We start from the raw sequence: 25,892 nt of genomic DNA, 5'->3' as shown, positions 1-25,892 counted from the left end.
ACAACCAATAGTTGATATTTGCCTCACTCTTCCACCACAGAGCGAGGCAATACCATGCACACCACTGCCACACTGCACGTCCATCCTGCGTGCACCAGCAACCCAGAACTGATCAAGCAGCTGCAATCCAATACCGGCTGCCTGGTTGTTCTACACGACAGAAAACTTAAGCTCGTGGCAAAAAAACGCGGGCCCTCTCCCTTCGATCCGAACGGCGGGGGTAGCGCAGCATGAACAGATTCTCAATCGACAACCGCACGCTGCAGCTACTCAAAGCCCAGGTCAACCTGAGCGAAACCTTCAACCACACGCTGCGCAACTCACCCGAGCGCACGGCATTGAGGTTTCGCTTGAACATTGACCGCGGGCCCGCCGAAAGCTCCTTTGTCGTGGAAATGGGTAACGAGCGCCATACCCTGACCCTGGCCAACGACAAGAAAACTCACCTCAAGCTGGCAGATTTCATCGAGGACATGGCCAACGGCCCTATCGACACGACTGTCCAGCTACAACCACTCCCGCACGCCGAGCGCGAGTACGGGAAGTTCAGCGCAGAGCTACGCGAACGGGTGTTCGGCCTGGTCTGCCTGGGCGGGTTCCTTGACCTTGATATGGGGTTCTCGCTGCCAATCAGGGCAGCGATCCACCGCACCCGGAGCCGTGCAGGCGCGACCATCATTCTCAGCATTGGCCATCGAAGCCCACGAACCAAATGCTTCACGGTCCACGGCTCCGATACAGAGATCTACAAGGCCACCTGCGAATCCATCAACCACCTGGCAGCGCTGGCGACTCCCGCCGCGCATGCTGCTTAGGGGGCCGCTATGGATCGCAACCTCAAGGAAACGGCCCGGTACTTCGGTATCACACGGCCGAAGCTGATCGGCTTGATGCAAGAGAAAGGCTTGCTCAACGCCGAGCGACTGCCCGCCTACCCCACGCGCGATCGTAAGTACCTGGGGACCAAGGAAGGCAAATGGTTCCATCCTGAGCTGGGCCTGCAATACAGCCAGTCAACGCGGGTTCGACAGGCCGGCATTCCCTGGCTCGCCGAGCAACTGGGCCTCGCCCTGCCCGCTATCCCGGCAGATCGCCGTGACGTGGCCTAGGGAGTACGCCCGCCAGATCATTGCCTTACGGACCAAAGAGGAGCGCAACGCTGCGCTCCTTGAGGTACCCGAGCATCTGCGCGAGCTGACCAAAGCCCACTGCCTGATCGCCTGGAACCACCCGAAACGCCGCCAGCGCATGGAGAGCCAGCCAGCCAATGAGTAGCGCCAACCAGACCCCGCTGCGCCTGATGCCAGCACCGGAAACCGCCACCGTCGAGCTACTGTATCGCACCTTCGGCGACGTACTGATCCCGCTGGAAAAGATCCGCGTGCAGTACTTCCGTAACCTCAACGAACAGTCGTTCGCCGCCGAGATCAGCAGCGGCCGCATTCAACTGCCCGTCACCACCCTGGACAGCAGCCGCAAGGCCCCGAAGTACGCACACATCCGCCACGTTGCCGCACTGATCGACATCCGCGCCTACCGGGCGGATGAAGAACACGCCAAGCAACTGGCCGACGCCAACGATCACGACCAATAACCCAACGGCTGCCACCACCAGCCAAACCCACCGGAGCACACCACATGACCCACATACAGATCATTGCCCTGATCGGACTGATACTCACCGTCGCCCTGCTCTACTGGGCCGGCTACCTGATTGGCCGAAGCAATGGCCGTGCAACCGGGATCGAGGAAGGCAAAGCCGTTGCCGAAGCGGACAAAGCGAGAACCCTGCGCGAGCTGACAACCGCCCTCAAGTTCGTGCGAGTCGATAACCAAAGGCTGGCCGAACTCCATAAGAATCTGCAGGACAGCCAAGCCCTCAAGCCAGCACACCGCCAGACCTTGCTGGCCATCGCGGATCTGCTGCGCATCGCCGCCGAGACATTCAGCGCCTTCAAGACCGGGAAAAAACTCGAAAGAGACTCGCGCTCACTGCGCGATCAAGCCCTGGCCATGGCCGCCCTACTGGAGCCAGCAGCAAAGGAGGAAGCGGCATGAGCCAGCAGATCGAAGGACCAGCCCGCTATCAGAAACCGGAGGAAAGCGGCATGCCGCACGCTCAGCCCACCGCCCAAACCATGACCGCTTTGCTCCGCAACGCCGCCAGCGTCGACGCGCAGAAAACAAAGAGCCTCTGCTGCGCAGCAGCAGGCATTACTGCTCTTGCCCGAAGCACCACCGAGGTGCGTACACCCCACGAAAAGCTGCGCGGGGCAGCCACACCTGGAGCAACGCTGAACGCTCAAAGTGGGCCGCTCGCGCAGCTTGTTTTGGGGTATAGAACAAGATGCAGCCCTTTAAACTTTCCTGCTCAAAGCGTCGATTGTCATTCGGACATGATGCCGACAGTGATCAAGCCTATGTACCGTAGGCAGGGAGTCATCTCTGGACAGCTCCCAGTCACCCAGCATTTCGCATGCAGCCTTGGCGGCAGAGACTGCGCTCATAAGGTGACTGATATAAATAAGTTGCTGGTTAGTTACCATGTGGGAGCTGATTATGTTCGTTACCAACGTATCAAGCCCCTGCCACTTGGCCACGTGACCATTCTTGCAATACCTGCGGGCGGTTTCTCTTGCCTCCAAACAAAGACGCTCGCTCGGCTGATGACGCTCAAGGAGCGGACTGTTTGCAAGACAATCTTGAATTTCAGACTGAAGCTCATCAATCGGCTTGATGTTTCCGAGCATGGAGGCAAGCAGAAGGCCGACCTCCTTCGAAATCAAAGTAGCAGCAGTTCTAATGATCGCGTCAGTACGTCTCTGAACTTCTGCAGTATTTTTTTTGGAGTGAAAAACAGGAAAAGCAGCAGCGCCAATGATAGCCAGAACAGACCCGACAGCTTGCGCCCAGTCAGCAGCTTTCTCCATCAAGCCAAAAGCATCCAACAAAACAAACAATGCCCATCCCAACGCTCCTATAGCCAGAAATGCCCAGACAACCCATACGCTGGCGACTTTCATTTCTGGAGGCATGCTGAATTTCTTCATGCGTCATGGCTCCCAGCCATCAAAAAACGCTCAGCATGCCCATTCCAAAGCCTCCCGTCTATGAAGGAGGCCGCGTGAATGAGCTGGCTCTTTTCGCAGGCGCTGGTGGCGGAATACTCGGCGGCCACCTCCTCGGATGGCGCACCATCTGCGCCGTTGAGCGTGATGCCTACGCCGCACAGGTTCTGGCGCAACGACAAAACGATGGAGCCCTCCCAACTTTCCCGATTTGGTCTGACGTGTGCAGTTTTAACGGTAGACCTTGGAGAGGCCTTGTTGACGTGGTTTCGGGAGGATTTCCGTGCCAGGACATCTCCGCGGCTGGAAATGGAATCGGAATTGAAGGTAGCCGATCAGGCCTCTGGCGAGAAATGGCTCGAATTGTCGGTGAAGTACGACCTCACTTCGTCTTCTTGGAGAACTCACCTCTGCTTGTGGGACGAGGCCTTGCCTTGGTCCTCAGTGACCTTGCCGAACTGGGGTATGACGCTCAATGGTTACGTCTATCGGCATCCGACTGCGGAGCGCCCCATGAGCGTGACCGCATCTGGCTTGTTGCCAACCCCCAGAGCCAGCATGGGCCCACACGGAGTTGCATGGTCAAGAGCGAGAAAGGGACATCACCGCAGCAATCTCGAGGACTACCTCGCCATGTTGTGGCTCCAGGAGGGCAACCCAGAGGCCCCTGGACTGAACCCAAACCCCGAATTCATCGAATGGATGATGGGGTGGCCTATAGGGTGGACCGACTTAAAGCCATTGGAAATGGCCAAGTTCCGCGAGTGGCAGCAACAGCATTTTATGCACTTTCCAAGTGAGGTGGCCGCATGACCACTAACAACGCCCCAACTACAGCTAACGCACTGCAGAGTGAAACACTTGACCAGGACGAACTGCACACCATTACCGGGTATCAGCTCCCGTCCAAACAGATCCAATGGCTGACCAACAACCATTGGGAGTTTGTTCTGACTGGCGCCCGACGCCCCATCGTTGGCCGGGTTTACGCCAGGATGAAGTTAGCTGGTGTTAAACCCTCTGCAGTTAGTGCCGTGACTGAAGTCTGGTCACTCAACCTTGCGAATGTGAGCTGACCCGTGCGTAAGAGAACCACAGCCAACCGCGACCTGCCGCCGCGCATGGTGCGCCGTATCAGAAAGGGCAAGCACGGCCAGATCTGGACGGCGTACTACTACGACGGCAGGGACGCCGCCGGCAAACGCAAGGAGATCCCACTGGGCACCGACCTTGATCAAGCCAAGGTGGAATGGGCCAGGCTGGAACGCAGAGCTCCACCTAAGCCCAACCACTTGATGAGCTACGTATTCGACCGGTACGAAAAAGAGATCATTCCCGGCAAATCGATCCGCACCCAGTCGGACAACCGCAAGGAACTCAAGCAGCTCAGGAGGGCTTTTGAAGACGCGCCTATCGAATCGATCACCCCCCAGGTGATAGCCCAATACCGTGATGCCAGAACCGCCAAGGTCCGGGCCAACAGAGAAATCGCCCTACTCTCCCACGCGTTCACCATTGCCCGAGAGTGGGGCCTGACCGACAAAGCCAACCCGTGCTTCGGCGTTCGCCGCAACAAGGAAAAACCCAGGGACTACTACGCCGGAGAGACCGTATGGAATGCGGTGTACGCCGAGGCGGTGCAGGAACTGAAGGACGCCATGGACCTGGCCTACCTGACCGGACAACGCCCCGCGGACGTGCTCAAGATCGCCGCCACCGACCTAAACAACGGGTTCTTACTGATAGGCCAGGGCAAGACCGAAAAGCGCCTGCGCCTGCGGCTGGAGGAAGAAGGCGTCCAGTCCGGCTTGAGTGCCTTTATCGTGGATCTTCAGGAGCGCAGGGCCATCAACGGCATCAGGACGTCGACGCTGATGACCAACGCGTCGGGGCTACGAATGAGCCAGCAGATGCTGCGCAACCGCTGGGACGATGCACGGGAGAAAGCCGCCATCAAAGCTGCGGCCAATGGAGACCCAGCACTGGCGGTCAGTATTCGGCAGTTTCAGTTCAAGGACATTCGGCCGAAGGCGGCTAGTGAGATTGAGCTGACGCATGCAAGCCGATTGCTGGGGCATTCAACAGAGGAGATGACCAAGAAGGTCTATAGGCGAGTTGGTGAGATCGTTAAACCGACAAAATAACCATACGCTGCCAAGATTGTGATCGGCAGCATACGGCCAGAAACTGCCCTTCAATGAGCCCGTAGTAGCCTCTTGCTAGCCTATGTGGAAGGTTCTGAGTATCCTGCGATACACCACATCGCCTCAAAGATTAGTCTCGGGGGCCAGGAAGCATAGATGAACGGAGTCAAGACCAGATGTTTCAATCTAGGTTAGGCCTATTTGACGGGAACTCTTGGGAATTGCTTTTACAGCGAATACTCAAGCATCGGCACGGTGCAAATGGCTATGTCGAAATGCCCGCTTCACCTGGGGATTGGGGAATTGAAGGGTATGTAGCTACCGGCATAGCGTTCCAATGCTACTGTCCTAACAAACACTACAACCCTGACATGTTGTATATCAAGCAAAGAAACAAAATCACAAAAGATATTGGCAAGCTGAAAACAAATGAGGCGGACCTTTCTGCGCGACTAGGCGACACCCTTATAAAAAACTGGTGTTTTGTCACGCCAGAAATTTCGGATAACAAGCTAGTAAAACATGCGAAAGCAAAGGAAGCCGAGGCTAGAGCCTGGAATCTTTCCATACTTAGCCCAGACTTCAGGATAGATCTGCACACAGCGGATCACTATGAAACCGACATCCATGCATTTCAATCACTGCAAGGAAAAGCCCTTCACATTCCCGGCATTACTTTAGACTTACCATTTTTTGACCTTGAAAGCATAAATTACGAAGAAAACATACTAAGAAAGTCTATCGCCAGAGTAGCAGCGAGCTTTCAAAAAGTTGAACTCAACATGGAGAATAGCGCCCACAAGGCGAAGGTGGAACGCCTCTATTCTTCAACGCTTGAGGGTTTTCTCAAATACAGCCGGTTCCATGACGAACTAAACAAAGCGTCACCCTTACTATATCAAAAGGTTAAGCGTATTCTCTCAGTATTCCACAAGCACGTGGAAGAGTGGTCTGATACCCTCAACGCTACACCCGACGTGCTCACTGAGAAAATTAGAACCGAGTTAACGGACCTTCTTACTCGAGAGCTTAACCCCTCAGTTGACTATGCTCTTGCTTCACAAATAGTAGCCAATGAAATCTCATACTGGCTGGGCGCTTGTCAACTCGACTATAGTGAGTAAAACATCATGGCTATGCTCAAGTTCAACCCTCGCCCAGCACCAGTCTTAGCGGAACACAGACCGCTATACAAGATTGCACAATGCCTATTAATAATTAATATTTGCGGTCGCTCCCAAAAATGCAGCCTATTGAAGCTCCATCTGATAAATTGGGCTTTAAAAAAAGACTCTCGCATTATCGAACTCCAAGCTGCTATACAAAATAAGCAGCTATCTATACCTGTCTGGGGATTCGATCCAGCTCTTGCAGTCGCCCTCCAAATAGCTGCGGAAGAAAATCTATTGAGACCGGAGGAGACTGGAATAATAATCCTCCCCGCAGGAGAGGAATTTCTTCTAAAAATTAATAGCGACTCTGACTTTTTAGCCAAAGAAAAAAAGCAACTAGATCTGCTTGGCAAAAAACTCACCGAGAAGATGGTTACAGAAACAGCCAGGGATTGGGAATAAATAATGCATATCAACTCTTTTCGTATAGACATCTCCTGCTCAGGATCAAAGTTCGGATTCACCACAAATTTTCAAAAAGGCCTGAACATAATTCGCGGATCTAATTCCTCGGGCAAAAGCACCATCGTGAACTGCCTACTATATTCGCTTGGCATGGAGGAGCTTGTAGGCGGCAAGGGAGAGGCAGCTCTCTCTTATGCTGTAAGAAACTATGTCATTCATGACGGAAAAAAGTATCACATAACTGAATCCTATGTAACCGTAGAAATAGAAAATCATAATGGTGAGACGAGTACAATCAGGCGCTGGATCAAAAGCGAAACTCACAACACAAAACTGGCAGAAGTAATAGAACCCCCTATGCCTGGCTCAGGCACGCGCGGCACCAGCTACAAATTTATTCACGATAACTACAGCGCCGTTTACCAAGAAGGCTTTTTCACTTATCTTGAGAATTTTTTAGGTCTCAACCTTCCCAAGATTCACGACTCCAACGGAAAGCGGGTCAAACTTTATCTCCAAGCTATTTTTGCTGCAATTGCAATTGAACAAAAACGCGGCTGGACAGACTATATAGCGAATATCCCCTACTATAGCGTCAGCAATGCCCGCGTACGGGTTGTCGAATACTTGCTTGGCCTAGGTGTCTTCGATCAAGAATCTCAGCGCATGGAGCTGGATTTGGAGTCCATCAGCCTGAACAATGACTGGACATCCAAGCAAAAAGAACTCTCCTCTCAAGCAGCACTTTTACGCCTAAATCTAACTGGAATTCCAAACAAGATAGCTTCAGATTTCGACCAAAACAACGTTGAAGCGTTGCGCAGTGCGAACGGAGAGCAGTCAAGTCTTTATACAACCATCGCAACACTGAAGAAACAGTACAGGGACCTTGAGCTGACTATCAATCCTGAAAGTGGCTCTCCAAGCTCTCCAATATCCGAGGAACTACAACAACAGACAGCAATCGTCACCAAGTTGGTGGGTGATTATGAAACATCACTAAGCAACTTAACGATATTCAACTCGACTCTAAGCACCCACACTCAGATCAAGACACAAACTCAAGAAGAACTGACACGCAATAAAACCACTAAGAAGCTTAGGGAGTACGGCGCCAGCAAGCACCTACATGCCGCAAGCGACTCTTGTCCGACGTGCCATCAACATATCGAGGATTCGCTAGTTAGCATAAATTTGACCGGGTCCGCAATGGATATTGAGACAAACATCCATTATCTAGAAAGCCAGGCAAAAATGCTCTCCAAACAAGAAGCGGGCCTGGAACTAAAAATTCGCGACGCTGAAATTATATGCCAAAATTTTTCAAATCAGCTTGAGAAAGAGCGCTCCGTACTTTCATCCCTGCGCAAAGATGCAGCAAAAGGCAACATAATATCTCAAGCTGCCGTAAAAAAACAAGTACTGTTGGAGTTGGAGATTGAACGCTTGGAGGAGTTCTCAGACAAACTTGAAGATGCACTTGCAGATATGGCAAAACTCGCAGCCGCATTCAAGGCAAACCAAGACAAGAGAAAGCTAATCCCCAAAGACAGATACTCTGAAGAGGATAAAAGGCGCATCCAAAGATTCGCGCAACACTTCAGAGGCAATGCAGGAGAGTTCGACTACCATAGCGCGGATGTCGCGGATATCGTATTCAACGAAGACTCTCTTTTGCCCCAACTTTCGCGGCTGGAGCTGCGAGAAATCGTGGATTCGCCTTCAGATGCTAAAACTAAAGCGCAGGCCGTTCGCAATGGAAATATGGCCCAAAACTCTAGCGCAAGTGACTTCGTACGCTTAATCTGGAGTTACATCATGGCTCTTTACCAAACAGCATCAAGCAGGGACATCAACGGAAATCACCTCGGCTTCATCATGATGGACGAGCCAGGCCAGCACTCCATGGCCACAAAAAGCCAACAAGCGCTATTCCGTATGCTTGCCAGTCAAAATAACTTTCAGGCCATCGTTGCGGCTTCTTTTGATGACCTTGATGCCGTTTTCAAAGAGTCGACCGAGGGCGTGAAATTTAAATACATCCATCTAGAAGAAAAGTGCATCGCACCACTTCAAGATGTATAGACCGCAACCTAAACAACTACAGCCTATTAACCTCCCAGGCTGTAGCAGCCCGATCCCCTCCCATTGATCTAGAGGCCGCTTGTGTAAAATAGTCGCAACAATCCGACTTTATACCCAGCTGCACTGAAAGATGGTTGGCGGAGGAGCTGACTCAACGCCAGAGTGAAAGTAATTGGTGCTGCCAGGGGTAGCCGGGCTGATGATCCGGTGTGTTCTTGAATCACGACCTGAGTAATGAATAAACCTCGTGCCAGCGTCAATCCGGCAGAACTGACCGCCTCTCACCATGAGAGGCAACTGGCGAGCTACTGCTCTATTGACAACCGAAAGCAACTCATATCAAAAACGGTGAAAGCGCCGTTAGCTCGATGCTACAACCAGGCTAATTGCGGAAGCGATCTAAAAAATTGCGGAAGTGATTGCCCAAATCCCAGGCAATAAAAAACCCCGTAGACGTTAATCTACGGGGTTTTCAAGGGTGGAGGCCGAGGTCGGAATCGAACCGGCGTAGGCGGATTTGCAATCCGCTGCATAACCATTTTGCTACTCGGCCCCAAATGTCCAATGCCTGAAAAACAACACTGGACACGTACAAACTGGAACGGCTTGAGGATCTTTTCGATCTTCTCAACTCTTTATCTAACCTATTGATTTATAAAGAGTTTTTCCGTTTCCTCGCTGAGGAATGGACGCAATTATGGACGTGTTTTCCAGTCCTGGCAACTCTTATTCGATATTTTTTCTAGCGAGGGGTTTCTAAGGCTTTTCGGGCTGGAAGCGTCCGCTCCCTGCGCCGTGGCCAGAGGCGGATGATCCCATACATCCCCGGGCATTGCTCGCCCTGCATCGCACCACCCCGTAAGATCCGCTGCTGGCCCGCCCCCGAAGGAATCCCCATGAAGGCTTTCAACGACTACCGCCTGCCCACCCTGGATGCGTTGCTGGCCTTCGAGAGTGCCGCCCGCCTGAAGAGCTTCGAGCAGGCGGCCGACGTCCTGGCGTTGACGGGCAGCGCGCTGCGCAAGCGTATCGCCGGGCTCGAGCAACTGCTGGGGGTGAGCCTGTTCGAGCGCCAGGGCGGTAGCTTGCGGCTTACTGCCGATGGCCAGTTGTACCTGGAACAGGTGGCACCGGTACTGCAACAGTTGCTGGACATTCCCCAGCACCGGCGCACCGTGCAGCGCAAGCAGCGGCTGATCTTGTGCAGCCCACCGACCTTCGCCCGGCAGGTGCTGATCCCGCGCCTTGACGAACATAGCCGGGGCCATCCGCAAATCGAGCTGCAGATCCAGCTCTCGGCGCCCTTGTCCAACACCAGCAATGGCCAATGCGACCTCGAGGTCCGTGGCGATAGCCTTGACGCGCCAGCAGCCAAGCGTTTGCTGGATGAACAGTTACTGCCAATGGCCGCCCCTGCCCTGCTCGCCGGGTTCACGCCCCTGCAACTGCCGGCGGACTTTGCCCGGCTGCCGTTGCTGCGTTCGCCCCTGGAACCCTGGCGACCCTGGCTGCAGGCCGCCGGCCTGGATTTGCCGGAGCCCGACCAGGGGCCGACCCTGCTGGACCTGGGCATGCTGCTGGAGGCCGCGGCCAATGCCCAGGGCGTGGTGCTGGCCCGTCCATCCCTGGCGCGTAGCTGGCTGGCCCAGGGACGCCTGGTGATCCTCGGGGAAGTCAGCAGCCCGCCGTCCTACCACTACACCCTGGACATCCCGCAGCCCTCGCCCGCCGCCCAGGACCTGGCCCACTGGCTGCAACGCATCTGCCGCGACGCCGTGGTCCAGGGCAGCGCCCACGCCCTGGGTTGAGGCACGCCTTGCCGGGACCTGGGAAAAAACCGCCCGCACGCCGGGAATTGTTTTCCGCAACCTGTTCGGCCCGGCGCACTAGTCTGCTGCGATCCATCACACAGGAGTGCGCCATGCCCATCATCACCTGCATCGAAGACCTGCGCCGGCTGGCCCGACGCCGGGTGCCGCGGATGTTCTACGACTATGTCGATGGCGGCTCCTGGAGCGAAAGCACCTACCACGCCAACCAGGCCGACTTCGCGGGGATCAAGTTGCGCCAGCGGGTGGCGCGCAACATCGACAATCGCTCGTTGCAGGTACACAGGCTGGGCGTCGACATGGCCATGCCCCTGGCCATCGCCCCCACCGGCCTGGCGGGAATGGTCCACGCCGATGGCGAAATCCTCGCGGCCCGGGCCGCAGCAGCGGCCGGCGTCCGCTACACCCTGTCCACGGTCAGCATCTGCTCCCTGGAGGACGTGGCCGAAGCCACGGCCGCGCCGTTCTGGTTCCAGCTGTACGTGATGCGCGACCGCGACTTCGTCGGCCGGCTGATCGACCGGGCCAAGGCCGCAGGCTGCGACGCCCTGGTGCTGACCCTCGACCTGCAACTGAGCGGACAACGGCACAAGGACCTGAAGAACGGCCTCAGCACCCCGCCCCGGCCGACGTTGGCCAACCTGCTGAACCTGCTGGGCAAGCCGCGCTGGGTCGCCGGCATGCTGGGCACCCGGCGTCGACATTTCGGCAACATCATGGGCCACGTCACGGGCGTGCACGACATGCGCCAACTGGCGGAATGGACCTACCAGCAGTTCGATCCTTGCCTGAGCTGGGACGACATCCAGTGGATCAAGCAACGCTGGGGCGGCACCCTGATCCTCAAGGGCATCCTCGACGTCGAAGACGCCCGCCTGGCAGTGGCCAGCGGCGCCGATGCGCTGATCGTCAGCAACCACGGCGGACGCCAGCTCGATGGCGCACCCTCGAGCATCGCCATGCTGCCGGCCATTGTCGACGCCGTTGGCGGCCAGGCCGAGGTCTGGATCGACAGCGGCATCCGCAGCGGCCAGGACGTGATCAAGTCCCTGGCCCTGGGCGCCCAGGGCGCGATGATCGGCCGGGCCCACCTGTATGGCCTCGGCGCGCTGGGCCAGGCCGGGGTCAGCCAGGCTTTGCAGATCATCGCCAGGGAAATGGACCTGACCCTGGCACTTTGTGGCCACACCCGGATCGAGCAGATCGACCGGCAACTGCTGGTGCCCGGCAGCTATCCCTTGCCCTGAACCTGCCAACCAGGATGCGCTCGCTCAGCGGGCGGCCCAGGCGTTGAAGCGCTGCTCCAGGTCCTCGCCATGGTCGACCCAGAAGCCGGCATCCACCGCTCGCGCGCCCTGCAAGTTGGCTTCATAGGTAGGCAACTGCCGCTGCACCGAAGGCGGTAGCAGCCCCAGGGCCTGGCGGTGCACCGGCCCGTAGGGGATGTGCTGCGAGAACGCCTTCTGCGCCTCCGGTTGGCTGGCGAAGCGGATGAACTCCTCGGCCAGCGCCTTGTTCGGCGACCCCTTGACCACCGCCCAGTACTCCGGGTCGTACAGGCTCTGGGGCCAGAGGATGCTCAACTGCATGCCCTCCTTCTGGGCCATGGCGATCCGCCCGTTGTACGCGGCGCTCATCGCCACGTCCCCGGCCACCAGCCATTGCGGGGGCTGGGCGCCGGCTTCCCACCACTGGATGTACGGCTTGATCTGGTCGAGCTTGGCAAAAGCCCGGCTCACGCCCTCCGGGGTGCCCAGTACCTGGTACAGCTGGGCTGGCGCTACGCCATCGGCCAGCAGGGCAATCTCCAGGGTGTACTTGGCGCTCTTGCGCAAGCCACGCTTGCCCGGAAAATCCTTGAGATTCCAGAAATCGGCCCAGGACTCCGGCGCCCTGGCCAGCTTTTGCGGAGCAAAGGCCATGACCATCGACCAGACATAGGTCGCCACCCCGCACTCGGTCAGGGTGCCGGGTACGAACTGCCCGGGGTCACCAAACTTGCCCAGGTCCAGGGGCTCGAACAATCCCTCGTCACAGCCACGCAGCAGCTCGGGGCTCTCCACTTCGACCACGTCCCAGCTGGTCTTGCCGACTTCGACCATGGCCTTGATCTTCGATAGCTCGCCATTGTATTCGCCGGCCACCACCCGAGCCGCGCCACTCTGGTTGAACGGCTGGAAGTACGCCTGTTCCTGGGCCTGCTTGGTCGCGCCGCCAAAGGAGATGATCGTGAGGTTCCGTGGTTCGGCCGCCACGCCGGTGCACAGCACCAACAGCGACCACGCAACACCGCAACGCAAGATACTGGACATGTACCCATCCTCGAATAAGCCGGTCCGCCCGCACGAACCCGCACTGCATGAGCCTGGCAACGACCGTAGCCACGGGCGGTACCGCGCCAGGCAAGAGCAAGCTCGTTCAGTGCCGTACCGCGGACCACAAGGCCCTGGCGGTGTTGCCGCGGGCGCCATGGCCCGGTTCGTTGGAAGTATCCCGGGGCCCGGGTGCAGGGGCCGGCCAGGTCATGTTCGAAGGACAATTCATCGCTTGCTCCCTGTTGTTTTTGTAGGAAGAACAAACCGATCGGTAGTGCAGCGCCAGCACATCCCATATCAAGGGACAGGCGCATGCCGGGGCCATTGTTCGCCGAACCCCAGGTATCGCGAAACGAGGCTTTTAAGAGGCACAGGCAAGGAAAAAGCTGCCTTGCAGGCGCTCCCCAAGGGCCATGCCCAATGCCGGACAAGCCAGCTAGAATCTCTGCACCTTTGCCTTGCAAGCCGACGAGACCCGCCCATGAGCTACGACTTCGATACCCTGCACCCACGCCACGGCACCGGTAGTACCAAGTGGAGCCGCTACCCCGAGGACGTATTGCCGATGTGGGTGGCGGACATGGACTTCGCCGCGGCGCCGCAGATCATCGACGCCCTGCGCCAGCGCCTGGAGCATCCGCTGCTGGGCTACAGCGTGGCCCGCGACGAGCTGCGCGCGGCGGTCGTCGCCGACCTGTGGCACAAGTACGCCTGGCGCGTGCAGCCGGATGAGCTGATCTTCCTGCCCGGGGTCGAACCGGGCTTCAACATGGCCCTGCACGCCTTCGTCAAGCCGCACCAGCAGGTGGTGGTGCAGACCCCCAACTACCGGCCCCTGCGCCTGGCTCCCGGCAACTGGCAACTGCGCAAGATCGAGGTGCCGTTCCAGGCCACCGCCGAAGGCACCTACACCACGCCCCTGGCCGAACTGCGCCAGGCCCTGCAAGGCGCCGGCGCGCTGCTGCTGAGCAACCCGCACAACCCCCTGGGCAAGGTCTTCCCCCGGGAAGAACTGCAAGCAGTGGCCGAGGCCTGCCTGGAACAGGGCGCGTTGATCGTATCCGACGAGATCCACGCCGAGCTGTGCTTCGACGGTCGCCGGCACATCCCCACCGCCACCCTCGGCCCGGAGATCGCCCGGCGCACCATCACCCTGATGTCGGCCAGCAAGGCCTACAACGTCGCGGGCATGAAGACCTGCTTCGCCATCGTCCAGGACCCCGCCACCCGCCTGGCCTTCAACAACGCCCGCGCCGGCATGGTGGACAGCGTCAGCCCCCTGGGCCTGGAAGCCACCCACGCCGCCCTGACCCAGGGCGACGCCTGGCGCCAGGAGCTGATCACCTACCTGCAAGCCAATCGCGACTACCTGCTCGAAGCGCTGCGCACTCGCTTGCCGGGCATCCGCATGCACGCACCGCAAGGCACCTACCTGGCCTGGCTCGATTGCAGTGGCCTGGGCCTGGAAGATCCCCACGCCTTCTTCCTCGAACAGGCCAAGGTCGGCCTCAGTGCCGGGCTGGAATTCGGCGACGACTGCCAGCAGTTCGTGCGCCTGAACTTCGGCTGCCCACGGGCACTGCTGGAAGAAGGCATCCGGCGCATGGAACAGAGCCTGGGCCAGCGCTGACCCAGGCGCTACACCTAGCGCCTACCAGACAGCGATATGCGAGTCCGCCCGGGGCTCGGTGCCGCCACAGAGCACTGCGCTTTGCGGGTCGCGCAGGATGATCTGGCCGCGACCAAAGCGGCTCAGGTCATGGGCGACCTGGACCTGGTGCCCGCGCCGAACCAGTGCCTCGAGCAATTCGCCAGGGGCACTGTGCTCGATGGCGACCTGCTGCTGGCCCAACCATTGCCAACGCGGGGCGTCCAGTGCCGCTTGAGGGTTCAGGCCGAAGTCCACCAGGTTCATAACCATCTGGACGTGCCCCTGCGGTTGCATGTAGCCGCCCATCACGCCAAAAGGCCCCAGGGGCACCCCGGCCTGGCTGAGAAATCCCGGGATGATGGTATGGAAGGTCTTCTTGCCCGGGGCCAGGCAATTGGCATGGGCCGGGTCGAGGCTGAACTCCTGGCCACGGTTCTGCAGGGCGATGCCGCTGTCAGGCAGCACCACGCCCGAACCGAAGCCGTGGTAGTTGCTCTGGATGAACGAGACCATGTTGCCCTCGGCGTCGGCCGTGGCCAGGTACACCGTGCCACTGGCCTGGGGCTCGCCCGCCGTCGGGAGCCGGGCCTGGTCGCCGATCAGTGCCCGGCGGCGCCGGCTGTAGGCATCGCTGAGCAGGTCGCTGACCGCCACCCGCATATGGGTCGGGTCGGTGATGTAGTGCAAGCCGTCGCTATAGGCCAGCTTCAGGGCCTCCAGTTGCAGGTGCCAGGTGCGCGGGCTGTCGCGCTGGTCGAACTCGAAACCTTCGAGCAGCTTCAGGGCCATCAACACCACCAGCCCCTGGCCACTGGGAGGAATCTCCCAGACTTCATAGCCTCGGTAATCGATCTTGATCGGCTGCACCCATTGCGGCCGGTAATCCTGCAGGTCGCTGGCCCGCAGGTAACCGCCCGTGGCCCGGGAATGGGCGTCCAGGCGCTGGGCCAGCTCGCCGCGATACAGGCTTTCACCGGCGCTGGCTGCCAGCGCTTGCAGGGTCTGGGCCAGGGCAGGGATGCGGAACACTTCACCGGCCCGCGGCGCACGGCCCTCGATCAGGAAGGTCGCGAACCAGGGCTCCAGTACCGGATCACCCTGCGCGCTGAACAACTCCAGGGCCCGCTGCCATTGCAGGGCGACCACCGGCGACAACGGGAAACCGTCGCGGGCCAGTTCGATGGCCGGCTCCAGCAATCGGGCAAACGCCAACCGGCCAAAGCGCCGGGACAATTCGGCCCAGGCCGCCGGGCAGCCAGGTACGGTCACTGGCGTCCAGCCATGGAGCGGCATCCGCACATGTCCCGCGGCCTTCACCGCATCGATGTTCAGGGCTGCCGGAGCCTGGCCATTGGCGCTCAGGCCATGGAGCTGGCCCTGGGTCCAGACCAGGGCAAAGGCATCACCGCCCAGGCCGCAACCCGTGGGCTCGACCACTGTAAGCACCGCAGCCGTGGCAATCGCCGCGTCGATGGCGTTGCCGCCCTGGCGCAGGACCTGGATACCGGCCTCGGCGGCCAGTGGCTGGGACGTCGCGACCATGCCACGGCGAGCGAACACGCTCTGGCGTTGCGAGGCATAGGGATAGTGATGAGCGGAGAACTTCAACATGGCCAGAGCCCTTCCAGAGCGGATTGCGGCACACCGTCGAAGCAGTATGGACGGCAACGCCGGAGTAGCGACCGACGTTGCCCTGGCTGGACCTCAAAGGCTCAGGCAGATTTTCCCCAGGTGGGCGCCGGAGGCTTCATGGGCGAAGGCCTTGGCGATCTCGGCCAAGGGGAAGGTGCTGTCGATCACCGGCTTGATGCCGGTGGCTTCCAGGCCACGGACCATCTCCACCTGCTGCTGGCGGCTACCGACGATCAAGCCTTGCAAGCGCTGCTGCTTGGCCATCAGGGCTGCCGTGGGTACCGGCCCGGCCCAACCGGTTAGCACGCCGATCAGGGCGATGTGCCCACCGATCCGGCACGCAGTGATGGACTGGGCCAGGGTGCCCGGGCCGCCGACTTCCACCACATGATCGACGCCCCGCCCGCCGGTGAGCTTGAGCACCTCGGCGCCCCACTCCGGCTGGGTGCGGTAGTTGATGGTGTGGTCGGCCCCCAGCTCGCGTACCCGCGCCAGCTTGGCGTCCGAGGACGAAGTGGCGATCACCGTGGCGCCCATGGCCTTGGCCAGTTGCAAGGCGAAGATCGATACCCCGCCCGTGCCCAGCACCAGGACGGTCTCACCGGCCTTGAGGCCGCCGTCTACCACCAGTGCGCGCCAGGCGGTGAGCCCAGCCGTGGTCAGGGTTGCGGCTTCGGGGTGGCTGTAGCCCTTGGGCGCATGGGTGAACCAGTGGCTGGGCTGGATCACCACCTGCCGGGCATAACCATCGACGCCGTCGCCAGGGGTGGTGCTGAAGTCGGCGATGGCCGGGCCACCGTCATGCCAATGGGGAAAGAAGCAGGACACCACCGCGTCGCCGACCTTGAACTCGCTGACGCCCTCGCCCACGGCCTCCACCACACCGGCGCCATCGGCCATGGGAATTCGTCCATCGACGGTGGGCAGGCCGCCGGTCACCACCGCGTAGTCGTGATAGTTCAGGGAACAGGCATGGATCCGCACCCGGACCTGCCCGGCGCCGGGCTGGCCCGGGTCGGGCAGCTCGATGAGCTTCAGGTTGTCCAGGGATGCCGGCAGGCTGAGCTTGATGGCTTGCATGGGAGGTACTCCACAGATCGATAATCTTCCAGGGGGCTAACCCTACCACCGAACGCCTGGCTGTAGCCGCTGCCGCAGGCTGCGAGCACTGCATCGCCGGGATGCAGGTTTTCAGCCGCTACGGGTTCGACCCAAAATCGCCAGGCAAGGCCCTGCGGGCCTTTGCTCAGCTTCGCAGGCTCAGCAGCGGCTACAAGGCTCCACTCCCGGCCGCACAAAACACTGCTCGGTCACGGTCGCGCCCCATTGCTCGCCCACCTGTTCCTGCACCAGCACAAAACCCTGTTCCTCATACAGCGCGCGTGCCGCATCCAGGCCCTTGAAGGTCCACAAGCGGGTGGCTGCAAAGTTCCACCGGTCGCAGAACACCAGCGCCTCGGCCAGCAGACGCCGGCCCAGTCCCAGGCCGCGGGCAGCCTCATCGAGAATGAAGCAACGCAGGATCGCCTCGCCGCCCTCGCCCTCCCCATCAATGGCGATGGAACCGACAATCCGCTCCTCCAACAGCGCCACCCAGACTTCATTGCGCGGGTTGTGCAAACGCCCCATCAGCTCGGCCATGTCCGCCGCCACCAGGCTTTCGAAGGGCTGGCCGAAGCCGGCCCGGGCGGCGTAGTAGCAAGCGTGCATCTCGGCGATACGGCCAATCACCCCCGGTCGGTAGCCCCGGGCGATGGTTCCGCATGCGAGCTGCTCGGGCGCCTCGCCCAGACGCACCGCGCGCAACGCACGGGCATAGTCGGCGATGCCCGCAGAAGCACTGCGCTGCTGTTCCGCGGTCAGGTGCGCCAGGGCCGCGGCCACCTGGGCCTGGGCGAAATGGTCGATGCCCTCCAGGGTTTGGCGCCCGCGGGCGCTGAGTTGCAGTTTCTTCGAGCGGGCGTCCTGTTCATGGGCCAGTTCACAGATCTCTCCCGCCTCCACCAGCTTGCGCACCAGGCGGCTGACGCTGGATTTCTCCAGCCCCAGCAGCGTCACCAGATCGCCGGCAGTCAAGGCATGGCCCTGGCCGATCTCCAGCAACGCATGCACCGCCGAGGGCGGGTAGTCGGTGCCGGCCAGGGTGGCTTGCATGAAGCCCAGCTCGCGGACCATCTGCCGGGACGCCTGGCGCAACTGCGGGAGAAGGGAAGCGGATTGGCTCGACATAAGGGCGACCTCGCAAATGGGGTATTTAGTTGTACCTTACAACCATTTAACCCACAACCCTGGCTCAGGGTGACGACAAGCCCTGGTGGACAGTAGTAAAAATTCAAGCACCCAATAATGAGAAGCATTACCATAAGCACCGATTTCGCCCACCTCGACCTCGGAACCCTTATCGATGGTGCCCACCCCTTCGCTCCAGCACGCCGTGGGCGAGCTCTACCTCCAGCATCACAACTGGGTGGTGCAACTGCTGCGACGCAAGCTCGGCAATCATGACCAGGCCATGGACCTGGCGCAGGACACCTTCGTGCGCATCTTGCGCAGCGAGCAACTGCCGGTGCTGCGCGAACCCCGGGCCTACCTCAACACCGTGGCCAGCCGCCTGTGCGGGCAGTATTTGCGCCGCCAGGCCCTGGAGCGCGCGTACCTGGAGACCCTTGCGCAGCTGGAGCCGCAGCACCAGCCCTCGCCGGAAACCCGACTGCTGGTCCTCGAGGCGCTGGACGCCGTGGGCCAGGTGCTGGACGGCCTGGGCAGCCGGGTGCGCGAGGTGTTTCTGCTGTCCCAGCTCGAAGGCCTGACCTACCCGCAGATTGCTGAACGCCTGCAGCTCTCGGTCAACGTGGTGCAAAAAGCCATGCTCAAGGCCTACCGCCATTGCTATGCGGCGGTGTACCCGGGATGAACGTCTTCCAGCCGGTGGACGATCAGGGCGCGGTGGAACAGCAGGTTCTGGACCAGGCCCTGGAGTGGTTGGTGCTGCTGCAATCGGGCATCAGCAGCCCCGAGCAGCAGGCCGCCTGCCTGGCCTGGCGCCGGGCCGACCCGCAGCATGAACTGGCCTGGCAGCGCCTGGCCGGTATCGGCCAGGACCTGCGCGACAGCACCCGCAGCCTGCCCGCGCCCCGCGCCCGGCAACTGCTGCAGGCTCGCAGCCACCCGGGGCGGCGCACCCTGCTCAAGGGCATCGTCGGCCTGGGCGTGGTGGCCGCCAGCAGTTGGAGCGTGCGCGAACGACTGCTGTTGCCGCAGCTGTTCAGCGACTATCACACCGCCACCGGCGAGCGCCGCCAGTTGCAACTGGCCGCTGGCGCCAGCCTGCAATTGGACACCCGCACCAGCCTCGATCAGCAGGCCAGCCCCCAGGGCTTGCAACTGCAGCTCAACAGCGGCCGCCTGTTGCTGACCCTGGGCAACGCCGCACCCGTGCAGGTCATCACCGCCGATGGACGCATCCAGCTCGCGCCGCGCTCACAACTGATCCTCAGCGTCGGCTTGCCGGGCATCAACGGCACCCGGGTACAACTGCTGGCCGGCAGCAGCTCGGTGAGTACCGCCCATGCCCCTGTGCTAAACCTGGGCCCAGGCCAGCAAGTGGATGTCGCCCAACAGCAAATCGGCGCCCTGGCCGTCGTGCCCACCACGGCCAATGCCTGGACCCAGGGCCTGCTGCTTGCCGAGCGCCGCCCCCTGGGCGAGGTGATCGCCGAACTCGACCGCTATCGCCCCGGCCTGCTGCGCTGCGCCGCCGAAGTCGCCGGTCTGCGGGTTTCCGGCTCCTTCTCCCTGAACCAGCCGGACGCCAGCCTCGATTTGCTGGCCAAGACCCTGCCGATTCGCATCCGGCGGGTAATGGGGTACTGGGCCTTCGTGGACGCGGCCTGATTTTTCCTCAGTTTTTTTCAGGACGGCGGCAGTTTTTTCAATCTCGTGCATCAAGACCAGGGAAGAAGCTGGAAAACAGCTCTGCGCCAACCCTTTCCAACCCACGGACTTTCCTTATGCACATTCGCCTCACGCCCCTTGCCGCGGCCTTGCGCCCGGTCGTCATCGGCCTTGCCATCGCCAGCTGCAGCCCGCCCCTGCTGGCTGCGGATATCCCGTCTGTAGGCTATGACATCGCGCCAGGCAACCTGGACCAGGTGCTCGGCGCCTTTGGCCAGCAGTCCGGGACCATGATCGCCGTCGACTCGAACCTGACCCAGAGCCTACGCAGCCCAGGCCTCAAGGGCCGTTTCGCGGTCAGCGAGGGGCTGCAACGGCTACTGGTCCCACTGGGTCTTGTGGCAGTGAAAGAAGGCGAAGGCTACCGGGTTCAAGTGGCCTCGCAGGTAGCCAGCGCCCCTTTACAACTGGGAACGACCAGCGTTATCGCTAACCAGTTGGGCACGGTCACCGAAGGCACGGGCTCCTACACTCCAGGCACCATCGCCACGGCCACGCGCCTGGTGCTGACTCCCCGGCAAACACCACAGTCGATTTCGGTCGTCACTCGCCAGGTCATCGACGACTTCGGGCTCAACTCCATCGATGATGTCATGCGCCATACCCCGGGCATCACCGTGTCGACTTATGACAGTGAACGCACCAACTACTATGCCCGCGGTTTCTCTATCCAGAGCTTCCAGTACGACGGCATTCCCACCACACGCAGCAGCGCCTACTCAGCCGGCCATACCCTGACCGACATGGCGATCTATGACCGGGTCGAAGTGCTCAAGGGCGCCAGCGGCCTGCTCACCGGCGCGGGGGGCCCTGGTGGCACCATCAACCTGGTACGCAAGAAACCGACCAGCGAGTTCAAGGGGCATATCGACCTGGGTGCCGGCTCCTGGAACAACTATCGCTCGGAGATCGACCTCAGCGGCCCGCTCACCGAAACCGGCAACGTTCGCGGGCGGGCGGTAGCGGCGTATCAGGACAAGCAATCGTTCATGGACCACTATCAGCGCAAGACCAGCGTCTACTACGGCATCCTCGAAATGGACCTGACGCCCGACACCCTGCTGACACTGGGTGCCGACTACCAGGACAACGATCCGCGTGGCTCCAGCTGGTCCGGCAGCCAGCCGCTCTACGATGCCTCGGGCAATGCCTTGAAGATGTCACGCTCATTCAACAACGGCGCCAAATGGAGTCGTTGGGAACAGTACACCCGCACGGTGTTCGCGACCCTGGAGCACAGCTTCGCCAACGGCTGGGTCGCCAAGGGACAGTACAACCATCAACTCAACGGCTATGACGCGCCCCTGGGTTCGATCACTCCCGATGACCCCGTTATCGGCTCGATCTACGCCAACAAGTTCACCGGTGAAACCACCAGCGATAGTCTCGACGCCTATATTTCCGGCCCTTTCAGCTTTGCCGGGCGTGACCACGAAATGGTGATCGGTACTTCGGCATCTCGTTCGCATTGGAAAGGCAAGGACTACGGCGCACCGACCTACTTCGGCAACGCCTACGATTTCTTCTCCTGGAACGGCAAGAGCATCGAGCCGGACTGGGGATCGCCAACCTCGCTCAACGATGAAGTCACCCGCCAGACCGGGATCTACATGACCGGGCGCTTCAGCCTCATGGATGACCTGAAACTGTTGCTGGGAACTCGCATAGCCAACTACCAGGTCACTGGCACCTCCGATGCCAAGGACAGCGGCAAGGTGATTCCCTACGCTGGCCTGACCTATGATCTCGATGACCACTTCTCGCTGTATGCCAGCTACAGCGAGATCTTCCTGCCGCAGACGCAGTTCCGCGACCGTAACAAGAAGATGATCGAGCCTAACGAAGGCAAGAACTATGAAGTCGGCATCAAGGGCGAGTTCTTCGATGGCCGCCTGAACTCCAGCCTCGCCTATTTCGAACTGCATGAAGAAAATCGCGCGATAGAAGACCTGGACTTCAACAAAAGCCAGGCCAATATGCTTGCCTATAAGCCCGTGACCGCTAAGACCAAGGGTTATGAGGCCGAGATATCCGGGGAGCTGATGCCCAACTGGCAGGTACAAGCCGGTTACACCCACAAGATCATGCGCGATAAGGCTGGGCAGAAGGTGTCGACCTGGGAACCCGAAGACCAGCTCAACTTCTACACCACCTACAAGCTCAGCGGCCCACTGGACAAGCTGACCCTGGGCGGCGGTGCCCGCTGGCAAGGCGAAGGCTGGCAGATGATCAACAACAAGCCCAAGAAGACCCAGGAAAAACTGTCCCAGGATCCTTACTGGCTGGTGGACCTGATGGCGCGCTATCAAATCACCGAGAATCTTTCCACCAGCCTCAACGTCTACAACGTGTTCGACAAGCGCTACTACACCAACATCGGCTTCTTCGAGTCGGCTTACTACGGCGACCCACGCAACGTGATGGTCAGCACCCGCTGGAACTTCTGACCCAATCCGCCCGGCGCCCGCCGGGCGGTCATTGGAGACTCGACGAAAATCTATACGACCTTCCTGGCGACATCTGTTAAAACGCGGTTTTGATTCCTCCATGGTGCCCCCGCATGTCCCCGCCCCTGCTCCAGCGCCTTGGCCGTCGCTGGCTCCCCCTGCTGTGCATGGCCCTGCTGGTCATTGGCCTGCCGGCCAGTTGCGCAGTGCTGCAGCACAAGGAACGCCAGCTGGTGTTTCGCATCGAGCCTGGTACCGCCGGCTGGTTCCACGGCCTGCCGCAAGCGGTGCAGGAGTTGGAACTCAAGTCCAGCCGCTTCAGGGCCGGACAGAACCTCCACGCCTGGTGGTGGCCGGCGCAACGCGCCGATGCGCCTGCGATCCTCTATCTGCACGGGGTGCGCTGGAACCTCACCGGCCAACTGTTTCGCATCGAGCAGTTGCACGCCCTGGGTTATTCGGTGCTGGCTATCGACTACCGGGGGTTTGGCCAGAGCCACGGCGAGCTGCCCTCGGAAGCCAGCGTCTATGAAGACGCCCGCGTGGCCTGGGAACGCCTCAAGGTATTACAGCCCGAGGCGGGCAAGCGCCTGATCTACGGCCACTCCCTGGGCGGCGCGGTAGCCATCGACCTGGCCGCCGAGCTGGGTCGCCAGGCCGCCAGCGAACAGCGTCCGGTGGCCGCGCGCGGCTTGATCGTCGAATCCACCTTCACCACCCTGGGCGACGCGGCGGCGGCAGTGACCAAGACTTCGCTGCCGGTGCGCTGGCTGATGTCGCAGAAGTTCGACTCCATCGACAAGATCAGCGAAATCGGCATGCCGTTGCTGGTGGTCCACGGCCTCAAGGACGACTACGTACCGGCGCGCCTGAGCCGGGAGCTGTTCGCTGCGGCGGCACAACCCAAGACATTGCTGCTGGTGCCCGGCGGCACCCATAACAACAGCATGAACCTGGCCGGCAAGGACTATGCCGTGGCGATCGGTGCCCTGTTGAAGAGCCAGCCCGCCACCGGCCTGGCCAGCCAACCTTCGGCCACCCGGCACGAAACCCTGTAGCTGCTGCCGAGGCTGCGACAAGGCCGGCGGGCCTTCAGCTAACGATCGAGCAACACCGTCCTGGCGGGCGCTACACACGCGGGCGCAGCCTGGGGCAGCGACTACATCCAGGGCTTCATTGCGCGGTGGCGCGGGCGATGCGCCAGCTCGACCAGCCATAGAGCATCAGCGCCAGGGCCGCCAGGGCGCCGCCGGCCACGCCGACATAGGCGAACCCCAGTTGCCCGCCGACCCAGCTGCCGAGCAAGGCGCCGCCGCCGATGCCGATGTTGTAGATCCCGGAGAACATCGCCATCGCCACGTCGGTGGCGTCAGGTGCCAGGGTCAGGACCTTGGACTGCAGCGAGAGGCCAAACCCCATGATCGCCATGCCCCAGACCACGCTCAGGGCCACCAGCGACCAGACATGCCCGTTGAGCGGCAGCAACAGGCCCAGGCACAACATCAACAGGGCCACCGCCACCAGCAGGAACCCCTGGGGGCTGTGGCGGTGCAGGCGGCTGAACAGCAGCGAGCCGATGATCCCCGAGCCGCCGAACACCAGCAGCACCAGGGTCACCACGTCGCCGCCCAGGCCCGAGGCCACCTTGATGAAGGGCTCGACGTAGCTGTAGGCGGTGAATTGCGCCGTCACCACCATGGCCGTCAACACATAGGCCGCCACCAGCGCCGGGCGCTTGAACAGCAGCGGCAGGCTGCGCAGCGAACCTGAGTTCTGGCTGGGCAACAGCGGCAAGGTGCGGATCAGCCACAGCACCAGCAGTGCCGCCAGGCCGGCGATCACGCTGAAGGTGGTGCGCCAGCCCAGGGCCTCGCCCAGCAGGCGTCCCAGGGGAATGCCCAGGACCATGGCCAGGGAGGTGCCGGTGGCCAGCAGGCCGAGGGCCTGTACCTGTTTGCCCGCGGGGGCCAGGCGCACCGCCAGGGATGCGGTGATCGACCAGAACAACGCATGGGCCAGAGCGATGCCGATGCGACTGAGCATCAACAGGCCGAAGCTGGTGGCCAGGCTGGACAATATGTGGCTGAGGATGAACAAGCCGAACAGCAGCGTGAGCAAGCGCCGGCGCTCGACGTTGCGGGTCAGCAGCATCACCGGCAGAGAGGTCAGGGAAACCACCCAGGCGTAGATGGTCAGCATCAGCCCGACCTGCTCGCTGGCCAGGTCGAAGCTCGCGCCGATGGCGCTCAGGAGCCCGACCGGGACGAACTCGGTGGTGTTGAAGACAAAGGCGGCCAGGGCCAACGCGATGACCGACTGCCAGTTACCTTGGGGTGTCGCCTGGGGATTGCTCATGTCGGGGTCGTACTACTCGTTCGAAGGTGGAGCGGATGATGGATCCGAGAAAAACCGGGCCCCTGCCCGGCTGGTAGCGCTGTCTGGCGCCCACGGCGAGCGCAGCCAGGGTAATGAATCGCAGGTTAGCCAAGGGTTGGGTTGCGCGCGTTATCGAACACGCCCATGGCCAGCGCCACCACCTTGCGCAGTTGCTCGGCGCTGGCGCCATCCCGGGCTTGCACCGACAGGCCATGCAGCACCGTAGAGTAATAATCGCCCAGGGAAGTTGCATCGCCATGACCTGCCAATTCCCCCGACTGCACCGCCGCCTGCAGCCGCTGGACGATGCTGGCGGTGCGCGCCCGCCGGTGCTCGGCCAGCCACTGGCGCACGCCGTCGTTGTCGCTGGAGCAGTTCACCGCCGAGGACACCACCATGCAACCCAGGGGCTGACCTGGCCGGGTATAGAGTTGCACGGCCTCGTCGAGCAGGCGGGCGATGGCGGCACGGGCACTGGGCTCTTCGGCCAGCGCGCGGTCGGCGAAACCGCCCTCATGGCTCTCGTACAGCTCGATGGCTTCGCGAAACAGCGCCTCCTTGGAGCCGAAGGCAGCGTAGATCCGTGCCGAGGCGATGCCCAGCGCGGCCACCAGGTCGGCCATGGAGGTGGTTTCGAAACCACGGGCCCAGAACAGTTCGAGCGCCTGGCGCAACGCCTGGTTGCGATCGAATTCGCGGGGTCTTCCAGCCATGGGAGTCGGGTATCTCGTCAGGATGAGCGGCGATCGGTGGGGCCCGATCGGCGGCCGGCACGGGGCGCCGGGACGAAATGATATTAGATTTGCGCGCTCCC

Annotated in this window: 25 protein-coding genes and 1 tRNA gene; 18 read left to right on the top strand and 8 right to left on the bottom strand. The window is 60.8% G+C overall.

The genetic code is table 11. The features are described from left to right. The first annotated feature begins 230 nt into the window (after positions 1-230). The 4 genes from CAG11_RS22635 to CAG11_RS22615 all read left to right on the top strand — a co-directional run bounded on the left by CAG11_RS22635 (position 231) and on the right by CAG11_RS22615 (position 2,058). The gene (locus tag CAG11_RS22635; protein ID WP_085598028.1) at positions 231-815 is read left to right on the top strand and encodes a hypothetical protein; all 585 of its coding nucleotides are present in this window, start codon (positions 231-233) and stop codon (positions 813-815) included. Between the two features lie 9 nt (positions 816-824). Further along, on the top strand, positions 825-1,109 hold the full coding sequence (locus CAG11_RS22630) for a DNA-binding protein (RefSeq protein ID WP_085598027.1): 285 nt from the start codon (positions 825-827) through the stop codon (positions 1,107-1,109). 158 nt (positions 1,110-1,267) lie between these two features. Further along, the gene (locus CAG11_RS22620) at positions 1,268-1,594 is read left to right on the top strand and encodes a pyocin activator PrtN family protein (RefSeq protein WP_085598025.1); all 327 of its coding nucleotides are present in this window, start codon (positions 1,268-1,270) and stop codon (positions 1,592-1,594) included. Positions 1,595-1,638: 44 nt separating this feature from the next. Further along, a complete protein-coding gene (locus tag CAG11_RS22615) occupies positions 1,639-2,058 on the top strand; it encodes a hypothetical protein (RefSeq protein ID WP_085598024.1) in 420 nt (139 codons plus the stop codon). Positions 2,059-2,357: 299 nt separating this feature from the next. Here CAG11_RS22615 and CAG11_RS33665 read toward each other — a convergent pair whose 3' ends face one another. After that, positions 2,358-3,050, bottom strand: a complete 693-nt coding sequence (locus tag CAG11_RS33665) for a hypothetical protein (RefSeq protein ID WP_157064359.1) — start codon at positions 3,048-3,050, stop codon at positions 2,358-2,360. 74 nt (positions 3,051-3,124) lie between these two features. On the opposite strand from CAG11_RS33665, the gene CAG11_RS22605 reads away from it, so the two are divergent. The 6 genes from CAG11_RS22605 (at position 3,125) to CAG11_RS22580 (ending at position 8,874) form a co-directional block, all read left to right on the top strand. Further along, a complete protein-coding gene (locus CAG11_RS22605) occupies positions 3,125-3,868 on the top strand; it encodes a DNA cytosine methyltransferase (protein WP_085598023.1) in 744 nt (247 codons plus the stop codon). A 9-nt stretch (positions 3,869-3,877) separates the two neighbouring features. Beyond that, complete coding sequence (locus CAG11_RS22600; protein WP_053130922.1) at positions 3,878-4,144, top strand: DUF4224 domain-containing protein; 267 nt, start codon at positions 3,878-3,880, stop codon at positions 4,142-4,144. Positions 4,145-4,147: 3 nt separating this feature from the next. Further along, positions 4,148-5,212: a tyrosine-type recombinase/integrase gene (locus CAG11_RS22595; RefSeq protein ID WP_085598022.1), complete on the top strand. Its 1,065-nt coding sequence runs from the start codon at positions 4,148-4,150 to the stop codon at positions 5,210-5,212. A 275-nt stretch (positions 5,213-5,487) separates the two neighbouring features. Further along, on the top strand, positions 5,488-6,336 hold the full coding sequence (locus tag CAG11_RS22590) for a hypothetical protein (protein ID WP_177409164.1): 849 nt from the start codon (positions 5,488-5,490) through the stop codon (positions 6,334-6,336). Between the two features lie 6 nt (positions 6,337-6,342). After that, positions 6,343-6,786: a hypothetical protein gene (locus CAG11_RS22585; protein WP_143494731.1), complete on the top strand. Its 444-nt coding sequence runs from the start codon at positions 6,343-6,345 to the stop codon at positions 6,784-6,786. A 3-nt stretch (positions 6,787-6,789) separates the two neighbouring features. Next, positions 6,790-8,874, top strand: coding sequence for an AAA family ATPase (locus tag CAG11_RS22580; protein ID WP_085598019.1), 2,085 nt, complete (start codon positions 6,790-6,792; stop codon positions 8,872-8,874). 479 nt (positions 8,875-9,353) lie between these two features. Here the strand turns inward: CAG11_RS22580 and CAG11_RS22575 are convergent. After that, positions 9,354-9,427, bottom strand: a tRNA-Cys gene (locus CAG11_RS22575). Between the two features lie 343 nt (positions 9,428-9,770). On the opposite strand from CAG11_RS22575, the gene CAG11_RS22570 reads away from it, so the two are divergent. Beyond that, complete coding sequence (locus CAG11_RS22570; RefSeq protein ID WP_085598018.1) at positions 9,771-10,682, top strand: LysR substrate-binding domain-containing protein; 912 nt, start codon at positions 9,771-9,773, stop codon at positions 10,680-10,682. A 113-nt stretch (positions 10,683-10,795) separates the two neighbouring features. Continuing rightward, positions 10,796-11,950 carry an alpha-hydroxy acid oxidase gene (locus tag CAG11_RS22565; protein WP_085598017.1) on the top strand — a complete coding sequence of 385 codons (1,155 nt, stop codon included), beginning with the start codon at positions 10,796-10,798 and terminating at the stop codon, positions 11,948-11,950. Positions 11,951-11,974: 24 nt separating this feature from the next. On the opposite strand, the gene CAG11_RS22560 is transcribed toward CAG11_RS22565, so the two are convergent. Then, positions 11,975-13,015 carry an ABC transporter substrate-binding protein gene (locus CAG11_RS22560; RefSeq protein WP_085598016.1) on the bottom strand — a complete coding sequence of 347 codons (1,041 nt, stop codon included), beginning with the start codon at positions 13,013-13,015 and terminating at the stop codon, positions 11,975-11,977. A 47-nt stretch (positions 13,016-13,062) separates the two neighbouring features. Here CAG11_RS22560 and CAG11_RS22555 point away from each other — a divergent pair, with 47 nt between their 5' ends. Then, a complete protein-coding gene (locus CAG11_RS22555; RefSeq protein WP_085598015.1) occupies positions 13,063-13,272 on the top strand; it encodes a hypothetical protein in 210 nt (69 codons plus the stop codon). A gap of 227 nt (positions 13,273-13,499) precedes the next feature. Next, complete coding sequence (locus tag CAG11_RS22550; protein ID WP_085598014.1) at positions 13,500-14,648, top strand: MalY/PatB family protein; 1,149 nt, start codon at positions 13,500-13,502, stop codon at positions 14,646-14,648. Positions 14,649-14,669: 21 nt separating this feature from the next. On the opposite strand, the gene CAG11_RS22545 is transcribed toward CAG11_RS22550, so the two are convergent. The 3 genes from CAG11_RS22545 to CAG11_RS22535 form a co-directional block, all read right to left on the bottom strand. Beyond that, positions 14,670-16,280, bottom strand: coding sequence for a gamma-glutamyltransferase family protein (locus CAG11_RS22545; protein WP_085598013.1), 1,611 nt, complete (start codon positions 16,278-16,280; stop codon positions 14,670-14,672). A gap of 93 nt (positions 16,281-16,373) precedes the next feature. Further along, positions 16,374-17,381, bottom strand: a complete 1,008-nt coding sequence (locus CAG11_RS22540; protein WP_085598012.1) for an NAD(P)-dependent alcohol dehydrogenase — start codon at positions 17,379-17,381, stop codon at positions 16,374-16,376. Positions 17,382-17,561: 180 nt separating this feature from the next. Next, a complete protein-coding gene (locus tag CAG11_RS22535; protein ID WP_085598011.1) occupies positions 17,562-18,530 on the bottom strand; it encodes a MarR family winged helix-turn-helix transcriptional regulator in 969 nt (322 codons plus the stop codon). A 175-nt stretch (positions 18,531-18,705) separates the two neighbouring features. Between CAG11_RS22535 and CAG11_RS22530 the strand changes: the two genes are divergently transcribed. From CAG11_RS22530 to CAG11_RS22515, 4 genes are all read left to right on the top strand, one after another. Further along, positions 18,706-19,215, top strand: a complete 510-nt coding sequence (locus CAG11_RS22530; protein ID WP_085598010.1) for a sigma-70 family RNA polymerase sigma factor — start codon at positions 18,706-18,708, stop codon at positions 19,213-19,215. After that, positions 19,212-20,195, top strand: coding sequence for a DUF4880 domain-containing protein (locus CAG11_RS22525; RefSeq protein WP_085598009.1), 984 nt, complete (start codon positions 19,212-19,214; stop codon positions 20,193-20,195). The genes CAG11_RS22530 and CAG11_RS22525 overlap by 4 nt, the downstream gene beginning before the upstream one ends. Positions 20,196-20,311: 116 nt before the next feature. After that, complete coding sequence (locus tag CAG11_RS22520) at positions 20,312-22,702, top strand: TonB-dependent siderophore receptor (RefSeq protein ID WP_085598008.1); 2,391 nt, start codon at positions 20,312-20,314, stop codon at positions 22,700-22,702. 113 nt (positions 22,703-22,815) lie between these two features. Then, a complete protein-coding gene (locus CAG11_RS22515) occupies positions 22,816-23,760 on the top strand; it encodes an alpha/beta hydrolase (RefSeq protein WP_085598007.1) in 945 nt (314 codons plus the stop codon). 115 nt (positions 23,761-23,875) lie between these two features. Here the strand turns inward: CAG11_RS22515 and CAG11_RS22510 are convergent, their stop codons facing one another. Then, complete coding sequence (locus CAG11_RS22510) at positions 23,876-25,057, bottom strand: sugar transporter (RefSeq protein WP_085598006.1); 1,182 nt, start codon at positions 25,055-25,057, stop codon at positions 23,876-23,878. A gap of 125 nt (positions 25,058-25,182) precedes the next feature. After that, positions 25,183-25,791, bottom strand: coding sequence for a TetR/AcrR family transcriptional regulator (locus tag CAG11_RS22505; RefSeq protein ID WP_085598005.1), 609 nt, complete (start codon positions 25,789-25,791; stop codon positions 25,183-25,185). Positions 25,792-25,892 lie beyond the last annotated feature (101 nt).

Origin of the sequence: Pseudomonas sp. B6(2017) (assembly GCF_002112765.1) — a bacterium.
Taxonomy (GTDB): domain Bacteria; phylum Pseudomonadota; class Gammaproteobacteria; order Pseudomonadales; family Pseudomonadaceae; genus Aquipseudomonas; species Aquipseudomonas piscis.
This window is presented reverse-complemented; position numbering and strand designations above follow the sequence as displayed.

What these genes read in the sequence shown, in the direction of transcription:
- CAG11_RS22635 (WP_085598028.1), top strand. Translation starts at nt 231, where the DNA reads ATGAACAGATTCTCAATCGACAACCGCACGCTGCAGCTACTCAAAGCC.
- CAG11_RS22630 (WP_085598027.1), top strand. Translation starts at nt 825, where the DNA reads ATGGATCGCAACCTCAAGGAAACGGCCCGGTACTTCGGTATCACACGG.
- CAG11_RS22620 (WP_085598025.1), top strand. Translation starts at nt 1,268, where the DNA reads ATGAGTAGCGCCAACCAGACCCCGCTGCGCCTGATGCCAGCACCGGAA.
- CAG11_RS22615 (WP_085598024.1), top strand. Translation starts at nt 1,639, where the DNA reads ATGACCCACATACAGATCATTGCCCTGATCGGACTGATACTCACCGTC.
- CAG11_RS33665 (WP_157064359.1), bottom strand. Translation starts at nt 3,050, where the DNA reads ATGAAGAAATTCAGCATGCCTCCAGAAATGAAAGTCGCCAGCGTATGG.
- CAG11_RS22600 (WP_053130922.1), top strand. Translation starts at nt 3,878, where the DNA reads ATGACCACTAACAACGCCCCAACTACAGCTAACGCACTGCAGAGTGAA.
- CAG11_RS22590 (WP_177409164.1), top strand. Translation starts at nt 5,488, where the DNA reads ATGCCCGCTTCACCTGGGGATTGGGGAATTGAAGGGTATGTAGCTACC.
- CAG11_RS22585 (WP_143494731.1), top strand. Translation starts at nt 6,343, where the DNA reads ATGGCTATGCTCAAGTTCAACCCTCGCCCAGCACCAGTCTTAGCGGAA.
- CAG11_RS22580 (WP_085598019.1), top strand. Translation starts at nt 6,790, where the DNA reads ATGCATATCAACTCTTTTCGTATAGACATCTCCTGCTCAGGATCAAAG.
- CAG11_RS22570 (WP_085598018.1), top strand. Translation starts at nt 9,771, where the DNA reads ATGAAGGCTTTCAACGACTACCGCCTGCCCACCCTGGATGCGTTGCTG.
- CAG11_RS22565 (WP_085598017.1), top strand. Translation starts at nt 10,796, where the DNA reads ATGCCCATCATCACCTGCATCGAAGACCTGCGCCGGCTGGCCCGACGC.
- CAG11_RS22560 (WP_085598016.1), bottom strand. Translation starts at nt 13,015, where the DNA reads ATGTCCAGTATCTTGCGTTGCGGTGTTGCGTGGTCGCTGTTGGTGCTG.
- CAG11_RS22555 (WP_085598015.1), top strand. Translation starts at nt 13,063, where the DNA reads ATGAGCCTGGCAACGACCGTAGCCACGGGCGGTACCGCGCCAGGCAAG.
- CAG11_RS22550 (WP_085598014.1), top strand. Translation starts at nt 13,500, where the DNA reads ATGAGCTACGACTTCGATACCCTGCACCCACGCCACGGCACCGGTAGT.
- CAG11_RS22545 (WP_085598013.1), bottom strand. Translation starts at nt 16,280, where the DNA reads ATGTTGAAGTTCTCCGCTCATCACTATCCCTATGCCTCGCAACGCCAG.
- CAG11_RS22540 (WP_085598012.1), bottom strand. Translation starts at nt 17,381, where the DNA reads ATGCAAGCCATCAAGCTCAGCCTGCCGGCATCCCTGGACAACCTGAAG.
- CAG11_RS22535 (WP_085598011.1), bottom strand. Translation starts at nt 18,530, where the DNA reads ATGTCGAGCCAATCCGCTTCCCTTCTCCCGCAGTTGCGCCAGGCGTCC.
- CAG11_RS22530 (WP_085598010.1), top strand. Translation starts at nt 18,706, where the DNA reads ATGGTGCCCACCCCTTCGCTCCAGCACGCCGTGGGCGAGCTCTACCTC.
- CAG11_RS22525 (WP_085598009.1), top strand. Translation starts at nt 19,212, where the DNA reads ATGAACGTCTTCCAGCCGGTGGACGATCAGGGCGCGGTGGAACAGCAG.
- CAG11_RS22520 (WP_085598008.1), top strand. Translation starts at nt 20,312, where the DNA reads ATGCACATTCGCCTCACGCCCCTTGCCGCGGCCTTGCGCCCGGTCGTC.
- CAG11_RS22515 (WP_085598007.1), top strand. Translation starts at nt 22,816, where the DNA reads ATGTCCCCGCCCCTGCTCCAGCGCCTTGGCCGTCGCTGGCTCCCCCTG.
- CAG11_RS22510 (WP_085598006.1), bottom strand. Translation starts at nt 25,057, where the DNA reads ATGAGCAATCCCCAGGCGACACCCCAAGGTAACTGGCAGTCGGTCATC.
- CAG11_RS22505 (WP_085598005.1), bottom strand. Translation starts at nt 25,791, where the DNA reads ATGGCTGGAAGACCCCGCGAATTCGATCGCAACCAGGCGTTGCGCCAG.